19 protein-coding genes and 2 pseudogenes are annotated in these 20,369 nt (G+C 45.0%); 10 read left to right on the forward strand and 11 right to left on the reverse strand.

Annotated elements, in window-relative coordinates; genetic code table 11:
• The 9 genes and pseudogenes from rho to VZ94_RS30790 form a co-directional block, all read left to right on the forward strand.
• A pseudogene (gene rho, locus VZ94_RS13135) lies at positions 1–307 on the forward strand (transcription termination factor Rho); the annotation flags it as partial.
• A 233-nt stretch (positions 308–540) separates the two neighbouring features.
• Positions 541–1,986, forward strand: a complete 1,446-nt coding sequence (locus VZ94_RS13140; protein ID WP_045779574.1) for a sensor histidine kinase — start codon at positions 541–543, stop codon at positions 1,984–1,986.
• 8 nt (positions 1,987–1,994) lie between these two features.
• Positions 1,995–3,378 (forward strand): annotated as a pseudogene (locus tag VZ94_RS13145) (sigma-54-dependent transcriptional regulator).
• Between the two features lie 30 nt (positions 3,379–3,408).
• Positions 3,409–3,951: a POTRA domain-containing protein gene (locus tag VZ94_RS29085; protein WP_239649918.1), complete on the forward strand. Its 543-nt coding sequence runs from the start codon at positions 3,409–3,411 to the stop codon at positions 3,949–3,951.
• A gap of 49 nt (positions 3,952–4,000) precedes the next feature.
• Complete coding sequence (locus VZ94_RS29090) at positions 4,001–4,540, forward strand: POTRA domain-containing protein (protein WP_239649919.1); 540 nt, start codon at positions 4,001–4,003, stop codon at positions 4,538–4,540.
• Between the two features lie 2 nt (positions 4,541–4,542).
• Positions 4,543–5,187 (forward strand): autotransporter assembly complex protein TamA, encoded by a 645-nt coding sequence (locus VZ94_RS29095; protein ID WP_239649920.1) that lies wholly within the window; start codon positions 4,543–4,545, stop codon positions 5,185–5,187.
• Positions 5,184–7,667 (forward strand): translocation/assembly module TamB domain-containing protein, encoded by a 2,484-nt coding sequence (locus VZ94_RS13155; protein ID WP_045779575.1) that lies wholly within the window; start codon positions 5,184–5,186, stop codon positions 7,665–7,667. The genes VZ94_RS29095 and VZ94_RS13155 overlap by 4 nt, the downstream gene beginning before the upstream one ends.
• Positions 7,657–8,709 carry a translocation/assembly module TamB domain-containing protein gene (locus VZ94_RS30785; protein ID WP_045779576.1) on the forward strand — a complete coding sequence of 351 codons (1,053 nt, stop codon included), beginning with the start codon at positions 7,657–7,659 and terminating at the stop codon, positions 8,707–8,709. The genes VZ94_RS13155 and VZ94_RS30785 overlap by 11 nt, the downstream gene beginning before the upstream one ends.
• A gap of 35 nt (positions 8,710–8,744) precedes the next feature.
• A complete protein-coding gene (locus VZ94_RS30790; protein WP_045779577.1) occupies positions 8,745–9,176 on the forward strand; it encodes a translocation/assembly module TamB domain-containing protein in 432 nt (143 codons plus the stop codon).
• 50 nt (positions 9,177–9,226) lie between these two features.
• Here VZ94_RS30790 and VZ94_RS30795 read toward each other — a convergent pair whose 3' ends face one another.
• Both VZ94_RS30795 and VZ94_RS13175 read right to left on the reverse strand, forming a co-directional pair.
• Positions 9,227–9,976 carry a collagen-like triple helix repeat-containing protein gene (locus VZ94_RS30795; RefSeq protein WP_052700523.1) on the reverse strand — a complete coding sequence of 250 codons (750 nt, stop codon included), beginning with the start codon at positions 9,974–9,976 and terminating at the stop codon, positions 9,227–9,229.
• Positions 9,977–9,998: 22 nt separating this feature from the next.
• Entirely contained in the window at positions 9,999–10,253 is a 255-nt protein-coding gene (locus VZ94_RS13175) for a hypothetical protein (RefSeq protein WP_045779578.1), read from the reverse strand.
• 283 nt (positions 10,254–10,536) lie between these two features.
• On the opposite strand from VZ94_RS13175, the gene VZ94_RS13180 reads away from it, so the two are divergent.
• Positions 10,537–10,827 (forward strand): DUF6916 family protein, encoded by a 291-nt coding sequence (locus VZ94_RS13180; RefSeq protein WP_045779579.1) that lies wholly within the window; start codon positions 10,537–10,539, stop codon positions 10,825–10,827.
• Here the strand turns inward: VZ94_RS13180 and VZ94_RS13185 are convergent.
• Genes VZ94_RS13185 through VZ94_RS13225 form a run of 9 tightly spaced genes read right to left on the reverse strand, consistent with a single transcriptional unit; the run spans position 10,820 to position 20,258 of the window.
• Positions 10,820–11,344, reverse strand: a complete 525-nt coding sequence (locus tag VZ94_RS13185; RefSeq protein WP_045779589.1) for a GNAT family N-acetyltransferase — start codon at positions 11,342–11,344, stop codon at positions 10,820–10,822. The genes VZ94_RS13180 and VZ94_RS13185 overlap by 8 nt on opposite strands.
• A gap of 8 nt (positions 11,345–11,352) precedes the next feature.
• Positions 11,353–11,802 carry a DUF6916 family protein gene (locus tag VZ94_RS13190; protein ID WP_131655557.1) on the reverse strand — a complete coding sequence of 150 codons (450 nt, stop codon included), beginning with the start codon at positions 11,800–11,802 and terminating at the stop codon, positions 11,353–11,355.
• Between the two features lie 9 nt (positions 11,803–11,811).
• On the reverse strand, positions 11,812–12,267 hold the full coding sequence (locus tag VZ94_RS13195; RefSeq protein ID WP_045779581.1) for a DUF6916 family protein: 456 nt from the start codon (positions 12,265–12,267) through the stop codon (positions 11,812–11,814).
• A 29-nt stretch (positions 12,268–12,296) separates the two neighbouring features.
• A complete protein-coding gene (locus VZ94_RS13200) occupies positions 12,297–12,818 on the reverse strand; it encodes a phage tail protein (protein WP_045779582.1) in 522 nt (173 codons plus the stop codon).
• A 9-nt stretch (positions 12,819–12,827) separates the two neighbouring features.
• Positions 12,828–13,340, reverse strand: coding sequence for a phage tail protein (locus VZ94_RS13205; protein WP_045779583.1), 513 nt, complete (start codon positions 13,338–13,340; stop codon positions 12,828–12,830).
• A 9-nt stretch (positions 13,341–13,349) separates the two neighbouring features.
• Entirely contained in the window at positions 13,350–13,856 is a 507-nt protein-coding gene (locus VZ94_RS13210; protein WP_045779584.1) for a phage tail protein, read from the reverse strand.
• A gap of 60 nt (positions 13,857–13,916) precedes the next feature.
• The gene (locus VZ94_RS13215; RefSeq protein WP_131655558.1) at positions 13,917–14,510 is read right to left on the reverse strand and encodes a hypothetical protein; all 594 of its coding nucleotides are present in this window, start codon (positions 14,508–14,510) and stop codon (positions 13,917–13,919) included.
• A complete protein-coding gene (locus VZ94_RS13220; protein WP_131655559.1) occupies positions 14,428–17,238 on the reverse strand; it encodes a beta strand repeat-containing protein in 2,811 nt (936 codons plus the stop codon). The genes VZ94_RS13215 and VZ94_RS13220 overlap by 83 nt, the downstream gene beginning before the upstream one ends.
• Complete coding sequence (locus tag VZ94_RS13225) at positions 17,238–20,258, reverse strand: cadherin-like domain-containing protein (protein WP_045779587.1); 3,021 nt, start codon at positions 20,256–20,258, stop codon at positions 17,238–17,240. The genes VZ94_RS13220 and VZ94_RS13225 overlap by 1 nt, the downstream gene beginning before the upstream one ends.
• Positions 20,259–20,369 lie beyond the last annotated feature (111 nt).

Below are 20,369 nucleotides of genomic sequence, written 5' to 3' on the forward strand. Positions count from 1 at the left end.
CGCTTTAGTCGATACCGGCTCACGTATGGATGAAGTGATTTATGAGGAGTTTAAAGGCACAGGCAACATGGAGTTGCATTTAGACCGTAAAATTGCTGAAAAACGGATTTATCCGGCCATTAATATCAATCGTTCAGGTACGCGCAGAGAAGAATACCTGGTTGACCCCGAAAACCTGCAAAAAACATGGATTTTACGCAAAATCTTACAGCCTATGGATGAAACGGCAGCCTCTGAGTTTTTAATTGGTAAGTTAAAAGACTTTAAAACCAATGCTGAATTCTTTGATTCGATGAAACGGTCTTAAATATATCTACCTTTCCCCGTTAGTCTAAGTTATAACTTCCTTGTCATAGCGTACTCATTTATTACTCGCTTGCGTCTTCTTATTGTCGTTGGCAGCTCACACAGCCATTCATGATGTTGTCTATCCCCTAAACTTTGTTTGGGGATAGTTGGACAAACTTTATCTTAACAACTCAATAGCGTTTCAGGTTTGCTATGATACAGCGATGTGTCTATATAGAGTCTGTCTAGTGAATGCTTATACCAACCCCGTGTTATCTAAACCTGCAAAAACGTCGAGCGCTAGCTTTTCTTAGCTTGTTGTTATTAGCGTTAAGCGTGTTGTCTATTATGATTTTCCGCAATTATCAGCATTTTGATACCGTGTTATCTTATGTGAGCTATTCACATAGGATTCAAAATGTGTCGGTTGAGTTACAACAGTCGCTGATTAATTATTTACTACAAGAGAACCCAGACTCGCAATCATTAGCCTTAGTTGACACATTAGCTCATATTGATGAGTTAATTGCTGATAATGTGTATCTATCGGCCGATACTAAAACCAACTTAGAAAAAGTGAGAGGTATGTTAACGAATTTAGGGTTACAGCCTCAGCCTGAAAAAAAAGGTCATTTAACCGAAGCGCTAACGATTATGAGCGAAACGTTAAATAACGAAACGTTGCGACGGGAAACGCTGTTAGAAGAAATCAATTTTGATACGCGTAACGAGTTATATTCAACACTTGCGATTTTCTTACCCATTTTGCTCGGCGCAATTTTATTTTTACGCTTTCGTATTTTATTGCCGTTGAATGATTTGCGTATGTTATTAGAACAGTTAACCGAAGGACGCTTTAGTCCGATTAATACCACGCATTTGGATTCGTTGTTATTGCCGGTATTCACTAGTTATAACAATATGGTTACCCGCTTAGCTGAACTTGAAGCTGCACAAAAACAATATGCGCAATCGTTGCAACGAGAAGTTCGCTTGGCAACACAAGCCTTATTAGAGCAACAGCATAGCCTAGCGCGAGCAGAACGGCTCGCCGCAGTGGGAGAAGTCGCTGCCGAATTAGCGCATGAAATTCGTAACCCATTAGCGGGCATTGATATGGCGTTTAGTAATTTGCGTAAGGAAATTACTGAGCCGCAACTCGCTGAACGCATGACGTCAATTACCTCTGAACTCAAGCGTTTAGCTAAGCTACTGAACGATATTTTACGGCAAAGCAATCATACGCCTGAGCCGGCCAATAATTTTGATGCGATAGAAATGATTCGTGATTTAGTCACATTAGTGCGTTATCAAATTCCAGAGGGTATTTGCATGAAAATTGAAGCACCTAGTCATTTACCGATGCGTTTACCTGAAAGTGGTTTAAGACAAGTGCTATTAAATTTAGTGTTAAATGCCGCGCAAGTCAGTGTTAATAAAACCGGTACCATAACATTACGCGTCGTAGAGCTAGCGGATGAAGTGCAAATTAGTGTGATTGATGATGGTCCAGGTTTTTCTAATGAATTGCTGGAATATGGTATTAGACCTTTTCGCACTACACGCTCAGATGGGACAGGCTTGGGCTTAGCGATGGTGCAGCGCTATGTTAAACATGTAGGTGGTCAGGTTAAACTGAGCAATCATAGTCCGCATGGCGCGTGTGTAACGGTATCATTGGCAAAAACTGTGCATTAGGAGCAGTTGTGGTAGAAACCTTATTAGTGATTGAAGACGAGCAATTATTAGGTGCTGAATTGTCTAGGCATTACCGACAATTGGGTTGGGAAGTGGTTTGGGCCGATACGTTAAAAGAAGCAAAAAATCTACTGGTTAATAACTTGGAGCCGTTATTAATTTTGTCGGATATGAACTTGCGTGATGGCAATGCATTAGATTTCATGGAAGCGATGAAAAAACATGCTGCCCATGCTGAATGGCTGTTCTTAACGGGATATGGCAGCGTACCCGATTCTGTGCGGGCATTGCGTTTAGGGGCATATGATTTCTTAGAAAAGCCTTGTGATTTAGAGCGCTTAGATTTAGTGGTTGCGAGTGCTGCGCGTAATGCGTCTATACAGCGCAGAGTGTTTGACCAAGCGAAACAAGGTCATAAGCGTTATTCGCCCGATGCGTATGTTGGACATAGTGAACAAGCGCAAGGCATACGCGACTTATTGACTAAGCTAACGCAAGTGCCATTTAGTGCGCTCATCATAGGCGGGGAAAGTGGCACTGGCAAAGGCTTAACGGCGAGAATTTTGCATTATGGTGGTGTGCGCGCTCAACATCCTATGATTGAGGTCAATTGTGCCGCGCTACCTAGAGAATTATTAGAATCTGAATTGTTTGGTCATGAGCCAGGCGCATTTACTGGCGCGACTAGCCCGTCATCGTGGCTTATTAGAGCAAGCCGATGGCGGTACCTTATTCATGGATGAAATCGGTGAAATGCCGTTAGATTTACAAGCTAAGCTATTGAAAGCGATAGAAGACCATAAAGTTAGGCGCTTAGGTGGTGAAAAAGAAATTAATGTTGATGTGCAAATCATTGCGGCGAGTAACCGTGATTTAGAAGCTTTAGCTAAAACCGGCGCGTTTAGGGCAGATTTGTATCATAGGCTTAGCGTGTTTAAAGTGAGTTTACCGCCATTACGAGCTGCTATTGCTGATTTAGATGATTTAGTACCGTTATTTGTCGCCGAGTACAATGCAAAAGCGGGGCGTCAAGTCAAACAAATCCCTGACGATGTTTGGCATAAGTTAAAAGCTTATCACTGGCCTGGCAATGTTAGAGAGTTACGCAATGTAATTGAACGCTGTGTATTATTTGCCGAAGGCTCTGTGTTTCCCGTGCAATGGCTACAATTACCCGGTGACCAACAGTTATCGGTGTTAACTGACACGGAACATCTGATTTGTTTACCGTTAGATGGCAGCATGGCATTAGACGATATGGATAAACACATTATTAAAACAGCTCTGGCGCGCACCGATTACAACCTTGCTGCGACGGCTAGAATTTTAGGCACAACTCGAGAAACCTTGCGTTATCGGGTGCGAAAATATCAGTTAACCGCTAAAGAATAGCGTAAACAGGGCTTGTCAGCGATGGCGGTAATGCTTAGAAAACTGTATTTCCTGCAATCATTGCGTTTAAACACGTTGCTAATCGTATTGGGTTTACTGGCGTTTTCTCAGCCAACCTGTGCCGAGCTAAACATAAAAGGCTTAGATGACGAAGCGGAAACGAACGTTAGAACGACGTTAGCGCTAAGCAAAGAAGCGTGTAAAACACCGGAATGGAAAATTCGTGGTTTGTTTGATAAAGCCGATGCCGATATTGACGAAGCTCTGCGTGCGTTAGGCTATTATCATGTTGTGGTCGAGAAAACGTTAACGATTAAGCCTGCCTGCTGGTTGGCTGAATTTACCATTCAAGCCGGTGAGCGCACGCTTATTCAAGATATTCGAATCACGCTAATCGGTGCAGCCGCTATGGATAAGGATTTTATGGCGTTGCGTGAAACGTTGATAGCGCAAAAAAATCAGCCCCTACGCCATGACTTTTATGAATCGATTAAGGGTAAATTTAATACCTTAGCGCAAGATCAAGGCTATTTATCCAGCCAATTTACTGAAAAAAAAGTTACTCATCGATAAAGAAAACAATCGTGCTGACATTGTTTTAACCTTTGATTCTGGGCCGCGTATGCGTTTTGGCAAGCTCACCATTGAGCAAGACATATTACGTCCCGGATTGGTCGCGCGCTTTTTAGATATGAAAACGGGCGATTATTACACGAGCGAACATATCGCCAATACTTACAATGCGTTATCAAACAGCGGTTATTTCGATAGCATTGCGATTCGGCCTGATTTAGAGCATATCAGCCAGCAACAAGTCCCGGTTACGATTCAGTTAAAACCTAAAAGCAAACACCATTATGGCTTAGGCGCTGGTTTTGATACGGATATAGGCCCATTAGGCAGCGCGGCGTATAGTAATCGTAGAATTAATCGTTTAGGCCATTTGCTGAATGCCAACATGGATTTATCACCCGTATTATCAACTGCGGATGCTGAGTATGTCGTACCGCTTAAAAACCCAGTATTTGATGCATTTAGTTTCGGTGCCGGTGGCAAGATGGAAGACACCAGTACTTATCGTTCTGCAACCGGTAAAGTCTCCGCTCGATTAAAGCATTTATTTCGTAGTGGTTGGAAACAAACGTTTGTTTTTAGATTATAGCTATGAAAAATTTTGATACCGGTACGACTACTGGTAACACGCTAGTATTGGCACCCGGTGTGAGCTGGTTGCGCTCAGTGTCGGATAACTTGCTCAGACCTAACCGAGGTTATCGAGTACAGTTAGATTTAACAGGTAGTTATAAAGCGTTATTATCGGATGTGAGCTTTGCACAAGCGCTACTGTCAGCGACTTACATTACTCCAGCGCCTTGGTCGCCAGCAGACCCATCGACTAAGCAACGCAGTAAATGGATAGCGCGTACCGAATTAGGCGCAACGTGGGTTGACCCATTTAATCGGTTACCCACGACTAACCGGTTTTATGCGGGCGGTATTAGCAGCGTACGCGGTTATGCTTACAAAGAATTAGGTCCTAAAGATAGCTCGGGTACCGTGGTTGGCGGGACGTTTTTAGCGGTGTTTAGTCTTGAATACGAACAAGCTATCCTCGATGATTGGGCTATTGCAGCTTTTATAGATACTGGTAATGCGTTTAAATACAACACGATAGAATTAAAAACCGGCGTAGGCTTAGGTGCGCGCTGGTATTCACCGATAGGGCCTGTGCGTATTGATGTAGGCTTGCCAATCAATGAATCTGACTCGGCGGTACAAATTCATTTTGCGGCTGGGGCTAGACTATGAAGTGGTTAAAAACAGTCATCGTCCTGTTATTGCTGGTGTTGATACCATTAGCGGTTGTTGTTGGCGTCATCGCTAGCGAACGAGGTTGCCGCTGGGTATTAAACCATGTTCCTGGTTTAACCATAACGGCGATGCACGGCACGTTGTTATCGCAAATAACCTTAACCGGTCTACGTTATGAGAATCCAGACTTATCATTAAGCGCTGATTCAATACATCTTGCCTGGCAAGCACCGGCATTGCTTACCCGAACCCTGGCGATTGATGCATTCACCTCCCAAAAATTAATCATTGCGCCACATCCCACTAAACCGGCTCCACCGTCGACGTTCACTTGGCAACAAGGCATACAGTTACCCGTATCTATTCAGCTAAAGCATGTGCAACTTGATGATACTCAGTTGATTAATGACGGCACTGTGCTAACGCTTAAGCAAGTGAATTTAGCATTACAAAGCCAGAACAATCATATTGTATTACAAAAGCTTAGCGTTAACTTACCCGATATTGATACCAAGCTTACAGGCGAGCTAGATTTAAGCGCTGGTTTTCCTATGCAGCTACAAGGTGATTGGCGTTTTACTCATGCTGTAGGAACATGGCAAGGGCAGTTGCAAGTAATCGGGGATATTAATCGGTTAACGTTACAACATGAGCTTAAACAGCCGTTTGCTATTCAATCTAAAGCGGAATTTAGCGAGATTTTAGCTACACCGACGATAAAATCAGTCAGCACCTGGCAACAACAACTGCGTTGGCCATTAACCGGTGCTACGCCGCAACTACAAAGTCAACAAGGCCGGCTTGAAGTTAACGGTACGCTCAACGCTTATCAAGTTAACGCTAGCGCACAATTAGCCAGCCCTAATGTGAAACAGGCGTTAGTGACGTTACAAGGGCAGGGCAGTTTAACGAGCTTCAGCTTTAAACCGTTACAGCTAACGACAGCAGACGGCCAGTGCCAATTCAGTGGTGAAGTGAGTTGGCAAAACTTTCTGGCATTTAACTTAGCGCTTAGTGCTAAAGCGTTTAATCTGGCATTGTTAGTACCTGATTTTCCCAGCCAATTAACACTATCTAGCCAATTACGCGGGCAATACCAAAAAGACTGGCAAGCTAGCCTACAGATTCATAATATCGACGGTACGCTACGCGGCCAGCCGATAACTGCGCAAGGCTTAGTGGAATACCAACATGAGCAATTAACGATTAAGCCCTTGACGATAAAAATAGGGCGTAATCAACTTAAAAGCGAAGGCATGTTAAGTCAGCAACAAGCCAACTTAACCGTAAACGCCGATATGCCGGATTTATCGGTTTTATGGCCTGGCTTAGCCGGTAAGATAAACGGTGAAACAACGCTTAAAGGGCGTTGGCCTATGCCGGATGTGAACGCCCAATTGTCAGGCCTAGACTTACGACTGCAACAATATCAGATTAAAAACCTGGCGTTGGTTGTTGACTTTAAGCCAGAAAATCCTAATTCTCGTATCGAACTCAAAGCCGATGCGATTCACAGTAATACCTTAGACATTGCTACAGCGCATATTAACGTCAGCGGTGATATTAATAAGCAACAGGCACAAAGCCAGATTAACACCAATTATGGTCAATTAAGTCTAGCGCTCTCAGGTCAATGGCGTAAGCCTACCTGGTCAGGGCAAGTAACCGAATTATCGCTAACCGCAACTCGGGCAGGAGATTGGCATGCTCAAGTACCTGTGTTGTTAACCGCGCAACCGTTAGCAAAAGCGCTAGCTGTTGAGTTAGCGCCTTTATGTTTAAGCCAAACAGCGGCGCGTGTTTGTGTGGCGGGGCGCTTTATCGATGCGCAACGCATCACGGCGAGTTTCACAAGCCAGGGCTTGCCATTGGCGTTACTGAATCCTGTGCTACCTCATCATGCGGTTGCTTTTAACAACAGCATATTAAATAGTGATGTGCAATTGAAATCGGATGCTAGCTCCGGGTGGTCTGGGCAATATCAATTCACTGTGCCTAGCTCGACGATAACGCTTACTGGCGCAAAACAACCAACAACGCTTGCTCTAGGCGAGCTAGCTGTAAAAGGCGTGTTAGCGCGTCAGCAATTAAAAACCGAACTCGCTTTCAGTTATGAGGGTAATAACCAGTTAACCGGCACGGTGAATTTAGGTTTAACCGCGCCACAAGCATTATCCGGGCAGATTAATGCCAAGCTTAACTCGTATCAATTGCTGAATGCGTTTTTACCCGACGCGAGTATCACCTCAGGGCTATTAACTGCGAATATTGCCTTAGCCGGTCAACTGGCAAAACCAACATTCACCGGGCAGTTAACATGGCATGACGGTACGGTGAACAGTGCTAATATTGGCTTAACCGATATTCAAATCGATGCGATAGCTGAGCAAACTCAGCATCTAAAACTTACTGCTACAGCAAAGCCATTTTTGCCAACGGCATCGGGTTTAGATAAAACCTTTTTCGTTGCAGTCTGAGTTACAGTTAAGCGCTGATCTTGCGCAACAAAAAAACGGTTTAACCGGTGAGTTTCACTTTAATACCGGTGCTAAAACCATTGTGCAGGTTAAGCAACGTCGGCAAGTCCACACGATTGAATTAACGCCTTCTACGCTTAATGCAGGCTTAGACGGCGAACAATTAACCGGACAAATGACACTTGGCTTAACGGGTAACGATAAAGGCTTAGCGCAATTCCAACTTTCCACGGCTAGTCAAAAATTACAAGGGCATCTGGGATTGCAAATGAGCGATACCGCTTGGCTAGACCCCTTTTTGCCTGAAGTCAGCCAGCTTAAAGGCCGAGTGCAAGCTGATTTAAATGTTGCAGGTCAGTTAAATGCGCCGTTATTAACCGGGCAAGTCGTCGTCGACCAAGCCGGAGCAAAGATTAATCCTTTAGGCATCGTGTTAAAAGACGTCAAATTAAGCGCCGTAGCGGGTGGTGAACAGTCTGAGCGTTTACAAATACAAGGCTCAGCCTCGTCTGGTAAAGGTAGTTTGCAACTGACAGGCAGTGTTCTGATGCAACCTTTAGCCGGATGGCCCACTGAGTTAAGCCTAACCGGTAAGCAATTTGAAGTGGCTAAGCTGCCCGAGGCTGAAATCAATATTTCACCTGATTTAACGTTTAGTCAATCAGGCCAGCAAGCGACGCTAAACGGCGCCTTAAAAATTCCTTATGCTAAGCTAACAATCAAAGAAGTGCCTAAATCGGCTGTTGTTGTGAGTCAAGATGAAGTTATTTTAAACCAGCCTAAGCCTGAAGAAACCAAGGTCATGAAGACGTATGGTATTAACAGCACGGTCAATGTCGAGTTAGGCGATGACGTCAGTTTTACGGGCCAAGGGCTAAAAACTCAATTAACCGGTGCGCTGAAAATTGTTAGCGCTCAAGAGACGTTAAAAGTGCATGGTGATGTGAACATGAGCAAAGCCAGTTATGAGAGCTACGGGCAAAATTTAGCGGTGCGTAAAGGCCGCTTGATTTTTAATGGACCGTTGATAATCCTTGGCTAGATGTAGAAGCTTCGCGTTTATCACAAGATAAAAAAGTGACCGCAGTAGTGTCGGTCTCCGGCCCGCTAAAAGCACCACAAACTCGGATTAGCTCAGAACCTGCTTTGGCCGAGTCTGATGCGTTAGCGTATTTATTAACCGGCAAGCCATTAACCCAGGTTAGTCAATCCGAAAGCAACATGGTCGCGAGTGCGGCGTTAGCCTATGGATCAGGTCAAATGGGTTGGGTGGCTGAACAACTAGGCATTGATGAATTATCGGTACAACAAGGCAGTACGTTAAAAGACACTTTATTAGCAGTAGGTCAGTATTTAACCCCCGACTTTTATGTAGGCACAAAAGTCGGCTTATTTAATAAGCAAGCGGTACTGGTGTTAAAACATAAACTAACCGATACCGTTAATGTGGAAACGCAAACCGGCACATCACAACGTATTAAATTGAATTATGAGCAAGATAAAAATTAAACCTCGATAACCATATTTATTAATGTTGTTTTTAAAATATTTTCAATCACTTATTCTGCACATAAAACATAAGCGGTATTCGTCGCTGGCGCTGAATTATCGTTAATATCGTTAAATTCGCAACGCCAACCCGTTGCATTAGTCGCTCCGTCAGTGCACACATCAGAGGCCAACGGTCCACAAAGGGGTACACTGGCAAATACGCCATTACCGGTTGAACTGGTTGTGGCGGTATCAAAGCAGCTTCCGGAAATGGCTTTTTCCGATGCTTGACAAGAGACTAATACCTGTAGGGTTCTCGCACTAGCGGATCTAACGGTGACTGATGCAGGACCCGTGGGTCCGACCACTCCAGTATTACCGGTGTTGCCTGTAGCTCCTGTAGCGCCGGTATTACCCGTGTTGCCCGTTGCGCCTGGAATTCCAGTATTACCAATGTTGCCTGCTGCCCCGGTTGCGCCGGTATTACCTGTGCTACCTGTGACGCCAGTTGCACCGGTATTACCTGTACTACCTGTGACGCCAGTTGCGCCGGTATTGCCTGTGCTACCTGTGGCGCCAGTTGCGCCGGTATTGCCTGTACTACCTGTGACGCCAGTTGCACCAGTATTGCCTGTGCTACCTGTTGCTCCTGTTAACCCTTTTGGGTTTAAAATGATATCAAGAGAAGCAGGATGGCTAGTGTCTACATTTTCCTTGCTGTCAATTGTGAGTTTTAAGCTACTAGGTTGTTCAACTAATAAAGCCAGACCGTTGTTGCTTGTTGGCGCATGTATCCAATCTTTAACAAAATCAGTCACATCGAGTTCTACCCAGCGATGCTCATAGCCTTTTTGAATGATAAACGTCTTTTTTGTCTAAATTATCCAAAATAGGTTGCACGCCCTTAATTGGCAAAGACGCTTCTTTCCATGCCTGTTCAACGCGCTTAATTGTTAAATGTCCTGGTTTTTCTAGCTCTGTTAGGAAAATTTTTAACGTAGCCTTATCAACATCACTAGCGACTATGTTATTTGGTAGGGCTTGAGTAAGACTAAATTGTAAAAAGACAGTATTGTTTGCATCAATATGCAACACAGGGTCATCGCCATGTTTGTCTGTGCGAATAAAAGGTATCGAGGCATAGCTGTCTTTTTCTAAGGTCGGATTACTCCAAGCGGTTATAGCGTTGCCAGAATTGTTGCAATCGTTCCGGCTAATGTGATTAATTTAACAGGATAACCTAATGGGTAAGCTTTATTAACAGGCAGAGTGGGGGTCATAAAATTACCTTAACTTAAAAAAATGCAGTTCGCTGCTACACAGAGAAAATAATGCGCTAGAGCGTTATAATAAAAATTTACACGTCAGAGTTTTTATCATGTTAGATCGCATCACCAGTGCAGATTTTGCCAATTTAGCGCCGCAATCCCTTCTATTAGCCATACAAGGCCATGAATGCTATCCAGAAATCAGTGATATTCGCGAGTTTAGTCCACACTCTGCGCGTGTTACTACGCCATTTACCTTGACACTGATAGCGCCACATGACTGGCGCTTTCCGCAAGGCTTATACGATTTAATACATCCTACCCTAGGCAAGCTGAGTTTATTTATGGTACCGACAGGTCCTTGTGAGCAAGGTATGCGTTACGAGATTATTTTCAACTAGCAGTACGCCAAACTAAAAAATCATAAGCGCCACGCTGTTCAACCTGGTTAAATCCTAGACGTTGATACAAGCGTTGCGCTGGGTTATCCGGCTCTACATGCAAGCTCACTTCACATTGTTGCTGCGTGGCCAGATGAATGATGCTGTTCAATATTAACGAGCCGATACCTTGATTGCGTGATTTCGGTTCTAAGCTAATATCCATGATTCTAATTTCTACCGTGCCTGCATCGACATACAATCTTCCTATCGGATTGTTATGCTCCAAAATCCAAAACCGTGCATTGGGATAATAACGACGATAATGGTCACGTTGTAAACGGCATTGCCAATGCAAAAATTGTTTTTTTTCCAGTTCACTCCACGGTACTGGGGCTAATTCCTCCCGGCGTGTTTCTGCATACAACTCAGCAATAAAGCTAAAGTCCTGCTCAGTTTCATCACGTAATAGATAACCAGAAGGTAAATCAGTTGTTAATCTATCAAACAATAACTCTCGGGTTTGTCGGTCTAGCATGGGCATTGCTAAATCAGTAAATTAAAATCCGCACGGCAGCTACTGCTGTTTTTATCATTAGTAGTCTGTAAATAAAGTTGGGTTGTGCCAGCCGTTGCGTGTTGAACAACATAGTTGCCGCTGGTTAGCATTGGCTTGCCGTCCATTTGAAACACTAAAGAAAATTGATTTATTTTAGGGCACATATAGATAGAATTGGCCTCTGTGACAGTTTTAAGCTGCGCCTTATACTCGTTTACCGGCTCAGCAAGACTGACAAGCGTAAAGGTTTCACCCAATAATGCTTGGAAAATTTCACTATTTAGCACCCCATTTAAACTGAGATTAGGGCGTGCTGGTAATAAAAAGGCCTGCGCGCTGGCGGTTGATTGTCCGGCATATCCTATTGCAGCAGCATTTAGCAATAGCCGAAGAAAATCCCTTCTTTCCATTCCTTGGCTGAATGAGTCATCTTTCATAGTGTTCGCTCATGTTATTAAATTAAATACAGCCTGATAATACCTTGCTGAAGTATCGGCACCGTACGGTTCCAAAAAAAGCTCAAAGCGGTCGGTTTTTGGATTCTCGAAGGTATAAACGCCTTTCGCCAGCGGATAATCAATAGGGCCTTGGAAACGCACTGAAAATTGTTCAGTGCTTCCATTTTTCCGAGGAGCTGATAGAGCAATAAGCTTTAGTTCTACCGTCTTTGACCATACTTTTTCGCCCATAGCGCCGCCGTAAACTGTAAAGCTTTGGCCCAAATGCGCGTTAAAATCAGCAAAGCTATGCGGGTTGTTATTTGCGGCTGATACTTGTTCGGTAACGATAAAAATTAATACCGTCATAAGAGTCGCATTCAATAGGCCAAGCAAAAACAGCTTAATATAGCGATAACTTGGCTTTAAAAATTCGGCCACATTTATTCTTTCAGGTAAAAACATAATAAAATCAATTTAGTTTCGCAATATAGTCAAGTCCTAGGTGGAAATACACCTTGCATGGCTATACAAAAATACATTGTCAAATAAGGCATTAAATTATTATGCGGTTGGTTGCCTCCAGCAGGCGGTAATGCGCTGTCTGCTAATGGAACTAAAGAGCTTGGAGCAGCATATAACATGCCTCCCGTGGATCTTGCCAATGCTTCAGTCGGATTAGGAATTCTGTCTTCTCCCACATCGTTACGAGTTAGTAGAGCATGACGATGGGCAGGCATTTCACTCTCGAGCAGTGTGACCGTATCGCTGCCGCCGGTTTCACCTAAATCGTGTGATGATAGACCTTGGCCTTGACCTGGATGCATTGGGACACGGCCTTGTAAGTCCGGCAGCGCAAAATTACTTTCTCCGTTTCCACCATACGTCGTGCCTAATAACGAAAACAAGGCGGTATTTTGACTTAGTGGCAATAACTGTCCATTACACCAAGCCCAACCTGTCGGTGCAAAATTAAACGGGAATATTCGGATTTCAGCTACAAATGGATCGGCCATGTTGTCCTCTTACGTTGGGGATGGAAAGATTCCATACAGGGAAATAATAAAATTAATGCACAAATAGGGCTGAAAATTGGTGTGTGGTTGGCTACCACCAACAGAGCTTATCGATTCTGCTGCCAACGTTAAGTTTGGTGTTGCGGCAAATAATGGCGTGGTGGTTAATGACGCGCCTAGGACATTTCCAGCCGCATTGCTGGAATTTGCCGCATCGGACGATACTAAGAGCGGGTGGCTGTGTGCCGGAATCTGGTTCATCGTCAGCGTAATTTCTTCTGCTCCGCCCGTCTCAGCAAGTATAAAGACAGTACCCACATTACCCATATGAATAGGAACGCGTCCGCGCATATCAGGTAAGCCAAAAGTGTCTTGTCCGTTGCCGCCGTAAGTCGTGCCGATTAGTTGAAACAAGGTCTCGTATTCTGAAATCGGCAATAAATCCCCCGCGCAGAACATCCATCCTGCTGGTGCGAAGTTGCCAGCAAACATGCGTATCTCGCCGACATAAGGTTGTGCCATGGTCGACTCCTAGGTGGGCGAGGGAAAGATGCCTTGTAAGGCGATGCAGAAATTTAACGTCAAAAACGGTTGCATATTTAGGTGTGCTTGACTGCCGCCGATGTTGCTCACGGTACCTGCCGCTAAGGTAGTGGCAGTCGTTAAAGGTCTGTAGGCGTCATAATTGACAGAATTAGCCAAGGTTAGTGATGATGTAGGGATAGCCGCTGTCGCATTAACGCCGGACGCGTAAGCGGTATGAGTGTGCTCAGGCAATTCGGCAATTGAAAGAGTAGTATTTAGCTCACCGCCACGTTCTCCTAACGAGTGGCTGCTGCCCACATGCATAGGCACCCGTCCACGTAAATCAGGCAATCCAAAGTTTACTCGCCCATCACCACCAAAGTTAGTTCCGAGTAGTGAAAATAACGCTTGATTTTGGTTAATAGGCAATAATTGTCCATTACAAAACGCCCAACCCCTAGGAGGAAAATTGAAGCTCATAATTCGAATTTCGCTTAAAAACGGCTCTGCCATAAAAGTCTCCTTGCTAAACTCAGTTGTTACGCACGAAATAGATATCGGTGCTCAGTGCCATTAAGGGGTCACCGGTAATAAGCACGTACCGGGTGAAACTGTATTAATCGTTCCCAACACTTCTGTCGTTGCGCTTGGGTTTAGACAAGACAGCACGGTTGCAGCCGTACCGGTACAGCTAACACTCGTTTGTAAATCATACACCGCCGTATCAGCTTGGCGAGCGCGCAAACCTTGAATACCTGACGGAGTGCCGTTGGGGAAGGTTACCGTATTTCCTGAGAGGCTTGTGCATGTTTCTGAGGCTTTACGTGCTTGCGCTACCAGCCCGCTGACGCCGTTAATGGAGTCGCCAATGGCCACGCTGTTATTGGTAACCGTTGCATCAAAGCTTGGGCTGGTGCTGGTATCAGGCGTATCGACAAGAATACCGCGTGTGGAGCCGGATGTTGAATTGTTAATGACAGTATTATTGTCTACTCGTATTCTAGCAGGCGAAATCTGACCGATGGTACTGGTCAGGAAGGCAAGAATACTATGGTTGGTCGCCGTTGTTGATTGTGTGACTACATTACCGCTGATGGTTGCATGTAACACAGCAGTCGTTGAGGCATTGCCTGGTGTTTGCCCGACAAAAAATGTTAGTTCCGTCAATATTGTTCACATGATTATTGTTAATCATCGCCGTCAAGTCGCCGTTAGTTCCATTTGACCCAATAAAGCCTTCGTTGCCATGATCGAACTTGCGCACCCAGGACTCATCAATCGTCGCTACAATTGATGCGTTGTCAATAGCTGCTAATTGTACCGGCTGCGATTTGTTATCGCGGAATAAACATCGGTCGATAACGATAGTAGCCGCTGCCGTGCCTTGCATTTCCATCAAAATACCGTCGTTACCTGAACCCGTTGTGTTTTCTTCGATGATACAATCAGCGCTATCGTCGGCGGCGCTGTTCGCATTGGAGCCCTCGCTGACAGCATTGCTTCCTTCTATCGTCAAAGACATAGAACCGCTTTGGTTGTAAAACTCGAGGTTATTTTCGATACCACCACTAATTTTGGTGTTACGAATTAAACCAGTGCCTTGTAGCCCATTAGTACCTGATGGGTTTGACAAACCGAAATAAATTGGGCCATCACCGTTGGCTGCGCTGTTAGTGCCGATGACGCCGTTAAGAACACTGTTTTGCAAGCTAAAGCCCTGGACATTACGGCCAACAATGCCACCATTGTCGAAGTCGTTTAATTGCATCCAACTAAACGAGGCATTTTTAGTATCTTTTAAGAAAATACCGATACCAGCGGTGGTCGAACCATCTGCACCGGTTTTGTGTTGAATGGTGCCGCCAGAGGCTGAGGTGCCGTTACCCGTCACGGTTAAACCAGCGTTTGCGCCACTAATACCTGTGTTATCGAGATAAATGCCGACGCCACTGCTGCCTGATGCCGTACCCGCATTAATGCTTTGGAAGGTTAAGCCACTCGCCCCTATGTTGGTATTGGTGACATTTAATGCGGTGCTCGTCGTCGTGGTAATCCGATTGCCTGCTCCGGTGATGTTAATCGTGCCACCGCCGGTAGCGCTAAACGCAGCATTAGCACCCGTTGATAAGGTTAAGCCACCGGTAAAGTTAATGGCTGCTCCGGTATTATTAGTGAGTGAAATACCGCTACCATCGCCATCGTTATTATCGGTAATGGCTCCTGAGAAGGTTTTAGTGCCAGCAGTTGCACCGTTGACACTCACTAAGACGCCTACATCATCAGTAATGGTACCTGCGTAGGTGACGTTACCCGTTCCGCCTGAGATTTCAAAGTCTGTAGCGCCTGCATTTTGAATGCTGCCGCCGTTAATGGTCACAGCGCTAGCATTATTCAACACAATAACCCCTTGATTAACAGTGTTGTTAATATCAAGGCTGCTGAATGTGACGCTACCCCCGGTCATATCGGCAATACCCACTCTTGATACCGTGTTTACTGTAGTTGCACCCATTTGAATAATCGCTGAGCCGCTACTTACAACAATACCCGCACCGCCTGTGTTACTGACATTGACGGTACCAAAATTCCAGTTACCTGTGGTTGAGTTTAAGGCAATACCGTTGCCGCTGCTGTTACTCGCTGAGGTTGTGCCGGTGACGGTCATAGAGCCGCCTACCGAAGTCAACGACATGCTGTTGTTATTACTGGCACTGGAGGTAATTGAATCAAATGTCGCGGCGAGCGTGCCAGAGGTTAAATTTAGCGCTCGTCCGTTAGTATTTATCGAAGTATCGGTAATTGTCAGCGTACCAAACCCAGCCCCCAAGCTGCCTATTGCTGTGCCTGAAGCAAGTACATTCCCCAAGGTAAGCCCGCGAATCGTCGCATTTGCGCTATTACTCAAGCCAACCGCCACTGCACTTGCAGTGGTATTTGTCACGCGCACTACTGTACCGTTCGCGCTGTTCATGACGGGGACAGCAACGCTGTTTGGCGCCAAAGTAATACCGGCCGCTGTCACTAAATCCGTTGTAACATCTTGACCGATTAATTTTTGATTATCCAGCAGTATAATTGGGCCTATATACGCCGTCGAGCTTTCATAAAGAAATACGTTATCACCGGTGGCTGGATGATTGCCATTCCCGTCATTAATAGTTTGGAAGGCCGATAACGAGTTGAAAGGGCTGCTTAAGCGTCCATCACCATTGGATGAAGCAGTATTATCGACGAACCAAATTGTGCCGGTAATGTTTAAATCGACTGTTGCATTAGTACATGCACTACCAGGTTCGCCACTATCACATACTTCATAAGAAAAACTATCAGACCCGGTAAATCCTGGCGGTGGATTGTAGGTAAACGCCCCTGTGCTAGTGTTTACCGTCACATTACCGTTGTTTGTTGAAGTAAGCGATGCCTCCTTGATGGTAAACGGCTCAGCACTTGCTCCATCTGCCGGGTCGCTTACTGTGGTTAGAAGCCCTGGTGCAGGTATTGAGATTGCGATATTCCCTGTAACAGCAAATGGACCAGGCGCTGTAACTAACGGTGCATCATTGACGGGGTTTGCTGTGATAGTAAAACTTTGTGATGGCGAGGTATCGAATCCGCCATTGGCCGTGCCGCCAGTATCGACCAGTTGTGCGGTAATGGTTGCAATACCATGCGCATTGGCTGCGAGTGTATAGGATAAAGCGCCTGTTGTTGCGTTAATGCTAGGTGCTACGCTAAATAAGCCTGAATTTGAATTATTGGTGATAACAAAGGCTAAGTCTTGCACGACTTCAGGATCGTTATCGCTAATCGCTGTGGCCCAGCCGATAATATTTTGAGCAGCGGCATCTTCGTCTACGGTTTGATTAACGCCAGCTAAAAAAGCTAGGCGCATCATTAACAGCATTGACGGTAATGGAAAAAGGTTTGTGTTGCGCTAGTATCGATCCCACCATCGCTAGTACCGCCGCTATCTTGTAGGCTAACCGTAACCGTCGCAGAACCATTGGCATTAGCTGCGGGCGAATAAGTCAGCGTGCCATTAGCATCAATAGCAGGTTGAACACTAAACAAGCTGTTGTTATTGTTACCGACTTGGAATGTTACGGTTTGACTGGCTTCGTTATCAGGGCCTGTCGATATAGCCGTTGCCCAGTTACTCACCGTTTGCGGACTAGGATCTTCATTGACTGTTTGATCAGCACCTTTGGTGAAACTAGGTACATCATTAACTGCGGTTACGTTAATCACAAACGTTTGACTGCTAGACGTATCAATACCACCGTTTGCTGTACCGCCATTGTCACTAAGTTCTACCGTAATGGTCGCGCTACCATTAGCATTAGCTGTTGGTGTATACGTCAACGTACCAGTACTTGCATCAATGCTTGGCGCTACGCTAAATAGGGAAGGATTGCTGTTACCAGTAATATTGAAAGTTAATGTTTGCGTTGTTTCTGGATCACCATCATCGATTGTGCTAGCCCATCCCGTAACACTTTGAGCACCCGAGTCTTCTAGGATGATGACCGGGTCTAAGCCTTTGGCAAATGTCGGTGCGTCATTGATACTATTTATGGAAATTGAGACCGTGTCAGTGTCGCTTAATGCACCGCCGCTGCCGATATTACCTTGATCGTTTGTCGTTATCGACAGCGTGGCATTGCCGATTGCATTAGCGTCTGGTTGAAAGCTAAGGCCATCTAGGCTTGCGTTTATATCGCTAAGACTCCCAGTGAAACTCATTGTTGAATCGGAAGTGCCGTCACCGCTCGAAAATGCTAAACCGGAAATTGTGGATAGTGTTAGATTGCCGTTTGTCGCACTGAGCGTCATTAATAACGACTGACTGCTAGCGTCTATGTCGCTAATGCTAATGAGATTACTATTAGCTCCATTGAACACAAGCGTTGTATCTTCATTGATAGTCTGGGTGACAGGAGCATTGTTTTCTGGTGCATCATTAACCGCATTAATAGTCAGAGTGACTGAGCCCGAGTCGGTTAACGCGCCACCACTGCCAGTATTGCCTTGGTCATCGACGGATAATGTCAACGTACTATTGCCAGAGCTATTAAGGTCGGGTTGGAAGCTCATTCCATCGAGAGCGTTATTAATATCGCTTAGCAAACCCGTTAACGTCATTGTTGCATCAGCGTTGCCATCACCAACTGAAAAAGTTAATCCCGTAGTGCTATTCAAGGTTAAAGTGCCGGACGATACTGCGAGCGTTAGCGACAACTGATTAATACCGGCATCAGCGTCTGCGATACTCAATAAATTACTATTAAAGTTATCAAACACTAAAACCACATCTTCATCGCTGGTTTGAGTGCCAGGAATGCTGGCTACAGGCGCATCGTTAACAGGGTTGATAGCAATGTTAACAGTGGCATTGCTACACAGAGGCGCGCTATCACAGACTTCATAGACAAAGCTATCGCTAGTCGTTTCGCTACCATCGTGAGTGTAGCTAAAACTGCCATCGGCATTCAGCGTTAAAACCCCATGCGTAGGCGCAATAACCGGCGTCGTCGTGACAAACAATAAATCGCCAACATCAGGATCGTTGTCATTAAACGAAACCTGGGTTGCTGATGAAGTTAAAACGGTTACTGTGCCAGCTTCATCGACTGCGGCATCATCATTATTAGCGCTTGGCGCTTCATTCACATTGCTTAAGTTAACCGTAATCACCGCACTGCTGTTTAAATTAGGCGAGCCGTTATCACTGGCTTCAACAGTTAAGCTAAAGCTAGGCGTGGTTTCAAAATTTAACGCAGCTCGGGTATTAACCACTATTTCACCGGTACTTTGGTTTATAGCAAATGCATTACCAATATTTCCGGCGGTAATAGCGTAAGTTAAGCTTTGTCCTGTATCGACATCGACGGCGCTAACGGTGCCAATACTAGTTCCTGTGTTGCTGTTTTCGGCAATGCTAAACGTTGCCGCCGTAATATCAGGCGCTTCGTTGACATCGGTTAAATGAATAGTAATCGTTGCTGTGTTGCTTAAGTTTGGCGAACCGTTGTCGGTGGCTTGTACGGTTAAAGTAAATATCGGCGTGGTTTCAAAATTCAGGGCTGTGTTATTGGCGACGGAAATGCTGCCATTGTTGGTATCAATAGTAAAAGCACCGTTGGTATTCCCGCCGGTAATGCTAAAGCTATGGCTTTGACCCGCATCTGGGTCAGAGACGGTAACGTTTCCAACGCTAGTGCCAATACTGCTGTTTTCTGCGATAGTAAACGACGCCCCAGCTACATTTGGCACTTCATTGACATCTATTACGCTAATAGTAAAGTTTTTCTCAGTAAATAAGTTGCCTGCATCGGTACTGCGAACCCGAATGTTTAAGTTCGCCTGACTTTCAAAGTTTAATAAAGCGGTTGTTTGTAATTGGTCACCGATGATTTGAAATAGATTATTGTTAGTATCGCCTATTCCCGCAACTAATGCATAAGTATGTGAATCTCCAGGATTTGCAGGGAGGTTTGGGTCTGAACTTGTGAGTGCGCCAACCAAAGTCCCAAGTGCTTCGTTTTCAGAGACCGTAGCATTTGTGAGTGTGATGTCTGAAGGTGCGCCGTTAACTGTGACAGTAACTGTTCCTGGTGAGGAAACAGCACCTGTCGCATCGCGGACGGTGTATTGGAAGCTTTCTTGGCCTACAGCATTTAATTTAGGCGTGAAATGCACGTCACCATTGCGTCTTGCAAAAATGCCTTTTCGGTAAGGCCGTTTTATGTTGACCGTGTTAGCTAAGGCTGCGTCACCGGTATCATTGCTTAACACATCGATTTCAATAGCGGTATTTTCGGAGGTGGATGCAGTATCGTTATTTGCAATAGGGGCGCTGTAGGCCGGGGTGATAATCAGGAAAAATATTAAGACAATACGAGTTAGTAAATTCACCGGTATTATCCGCCCCCTCTGCGGAAACATAAGCATTAAAAGCAGACAATTAATAACTGCTTCAACAATAACAATTTTTCTTTATCAGCAACGTAACTACTTCGTTAAAGT

It is taken from the genome of Methylocucumis oryzae, from assembly GCF_000963695.1.
GTDB classification, from domain to species: domain Bacteria; phylum Pseudomonadota; class Gammaproteobacteria; order Methylococcales; family Methylomonadaceae; genus Methylovulum; species Methylovulum oryzae.

What these genes read in the sequence shown, in the direction of transcription:
- VZ94_RS13210 (WP_045779584.1), bottom strand. Translation starts at nt 13,856, where the DNA reads ATGGCAGAGCCGTTTTTAAGCGAAATTCGAATTATGAGCTTCAATTTT.
- VZ94_RS13185 (WP_045779589.1), bottom strand. Translation starts at nt 11,344, where the DNA reads ATGCTAGACCGACAAACCCGAGAGTTATTGTTTGATAGATTAACAACT.
- VZ94_RS13180 (WP_045779579.1), top strand. Translation starts at nt 10,537, where the DNA reads ATGTTAGATCGCATCACCAGTGCAGATTTTGCCAATTTAGCGCCGCAA.
- VZ94_RS13205 (WP_045779583.1), bottom strand. Translation starts at nt 13,340, where the DNA reads ATGGCACAACCTTATGTCGGCGAGATACGCATGTTTGCTGGCAACTTC.
- VZ94_RS13220 (WP_131655559.1), bottom strand. Translation starts at nt 17,238, where the DNA reads ATGATGCGCCTAGCTTTTTTAGCTGGCGTTAATCAAACCGTAGACGAA.
- VZ94_RS13190 (WP_131655557.1), bottom strand. Translation starts at nt 11,802, where the DNA reads ATGAAAGATGACTCATTCAGCCAAGGAATGGAAAGAAGGGATTTTCTT.
- VZ94_RS13195 (WP_045779581.1), bottom strand. Translation starts at nt 12,267, where the DNA reads ATGTTTTTACCTGAAAGAATAAATGTGGCCGAATTTTTAAAGCCAAGT.
- VZ94_RS13200 (WP_045779582.1), bottom strand. Translation starts at nt 12,818, where the DNA reads ATGGCCGATCCATTTGTAGCTGAAATCCGAATATTCCCGTTTAATTTT.
- VZ94_RS29085 (WP_239649918.1), top strand. Translation starts at nt 3,409, where the DNA reads ATGCTTAGAAAACTGTATTTCCTGCAATCATTGCGTTTAAACACGTTG.
- VZ94_RS13155 (WP_045779575.1), top strand. Translation starts at nt 5,184, where the DNA reads ATGAAGTGGTTAAAAACAGTCATCGTCCTGTTATTGCTGGTGTTGATA.
- VZ94_RS13140 (WP_045779574.1), top strand. Translation starts at nt 541, where the DNA reads ATGCTTATACCAACCCCGTGTTATCTAAACCTGCAAAAACGTCGAGCG.
- VZ94_RS29095 (WP_239649920.1), top strand. Translation starts at nt 4,543, where the DNA reads ATGAAAAATTTTGATACCGGTACGACTACTGGTAACACGCTAGTATTG.
- VZ94_RS29090 (WP_239649919.1), top strand. Translation starts at nt 4,001, where the DNA reads ATGCGTTTTGGCAAGCTCACCATTGAGCAAGACATATTACGTCCCGGA.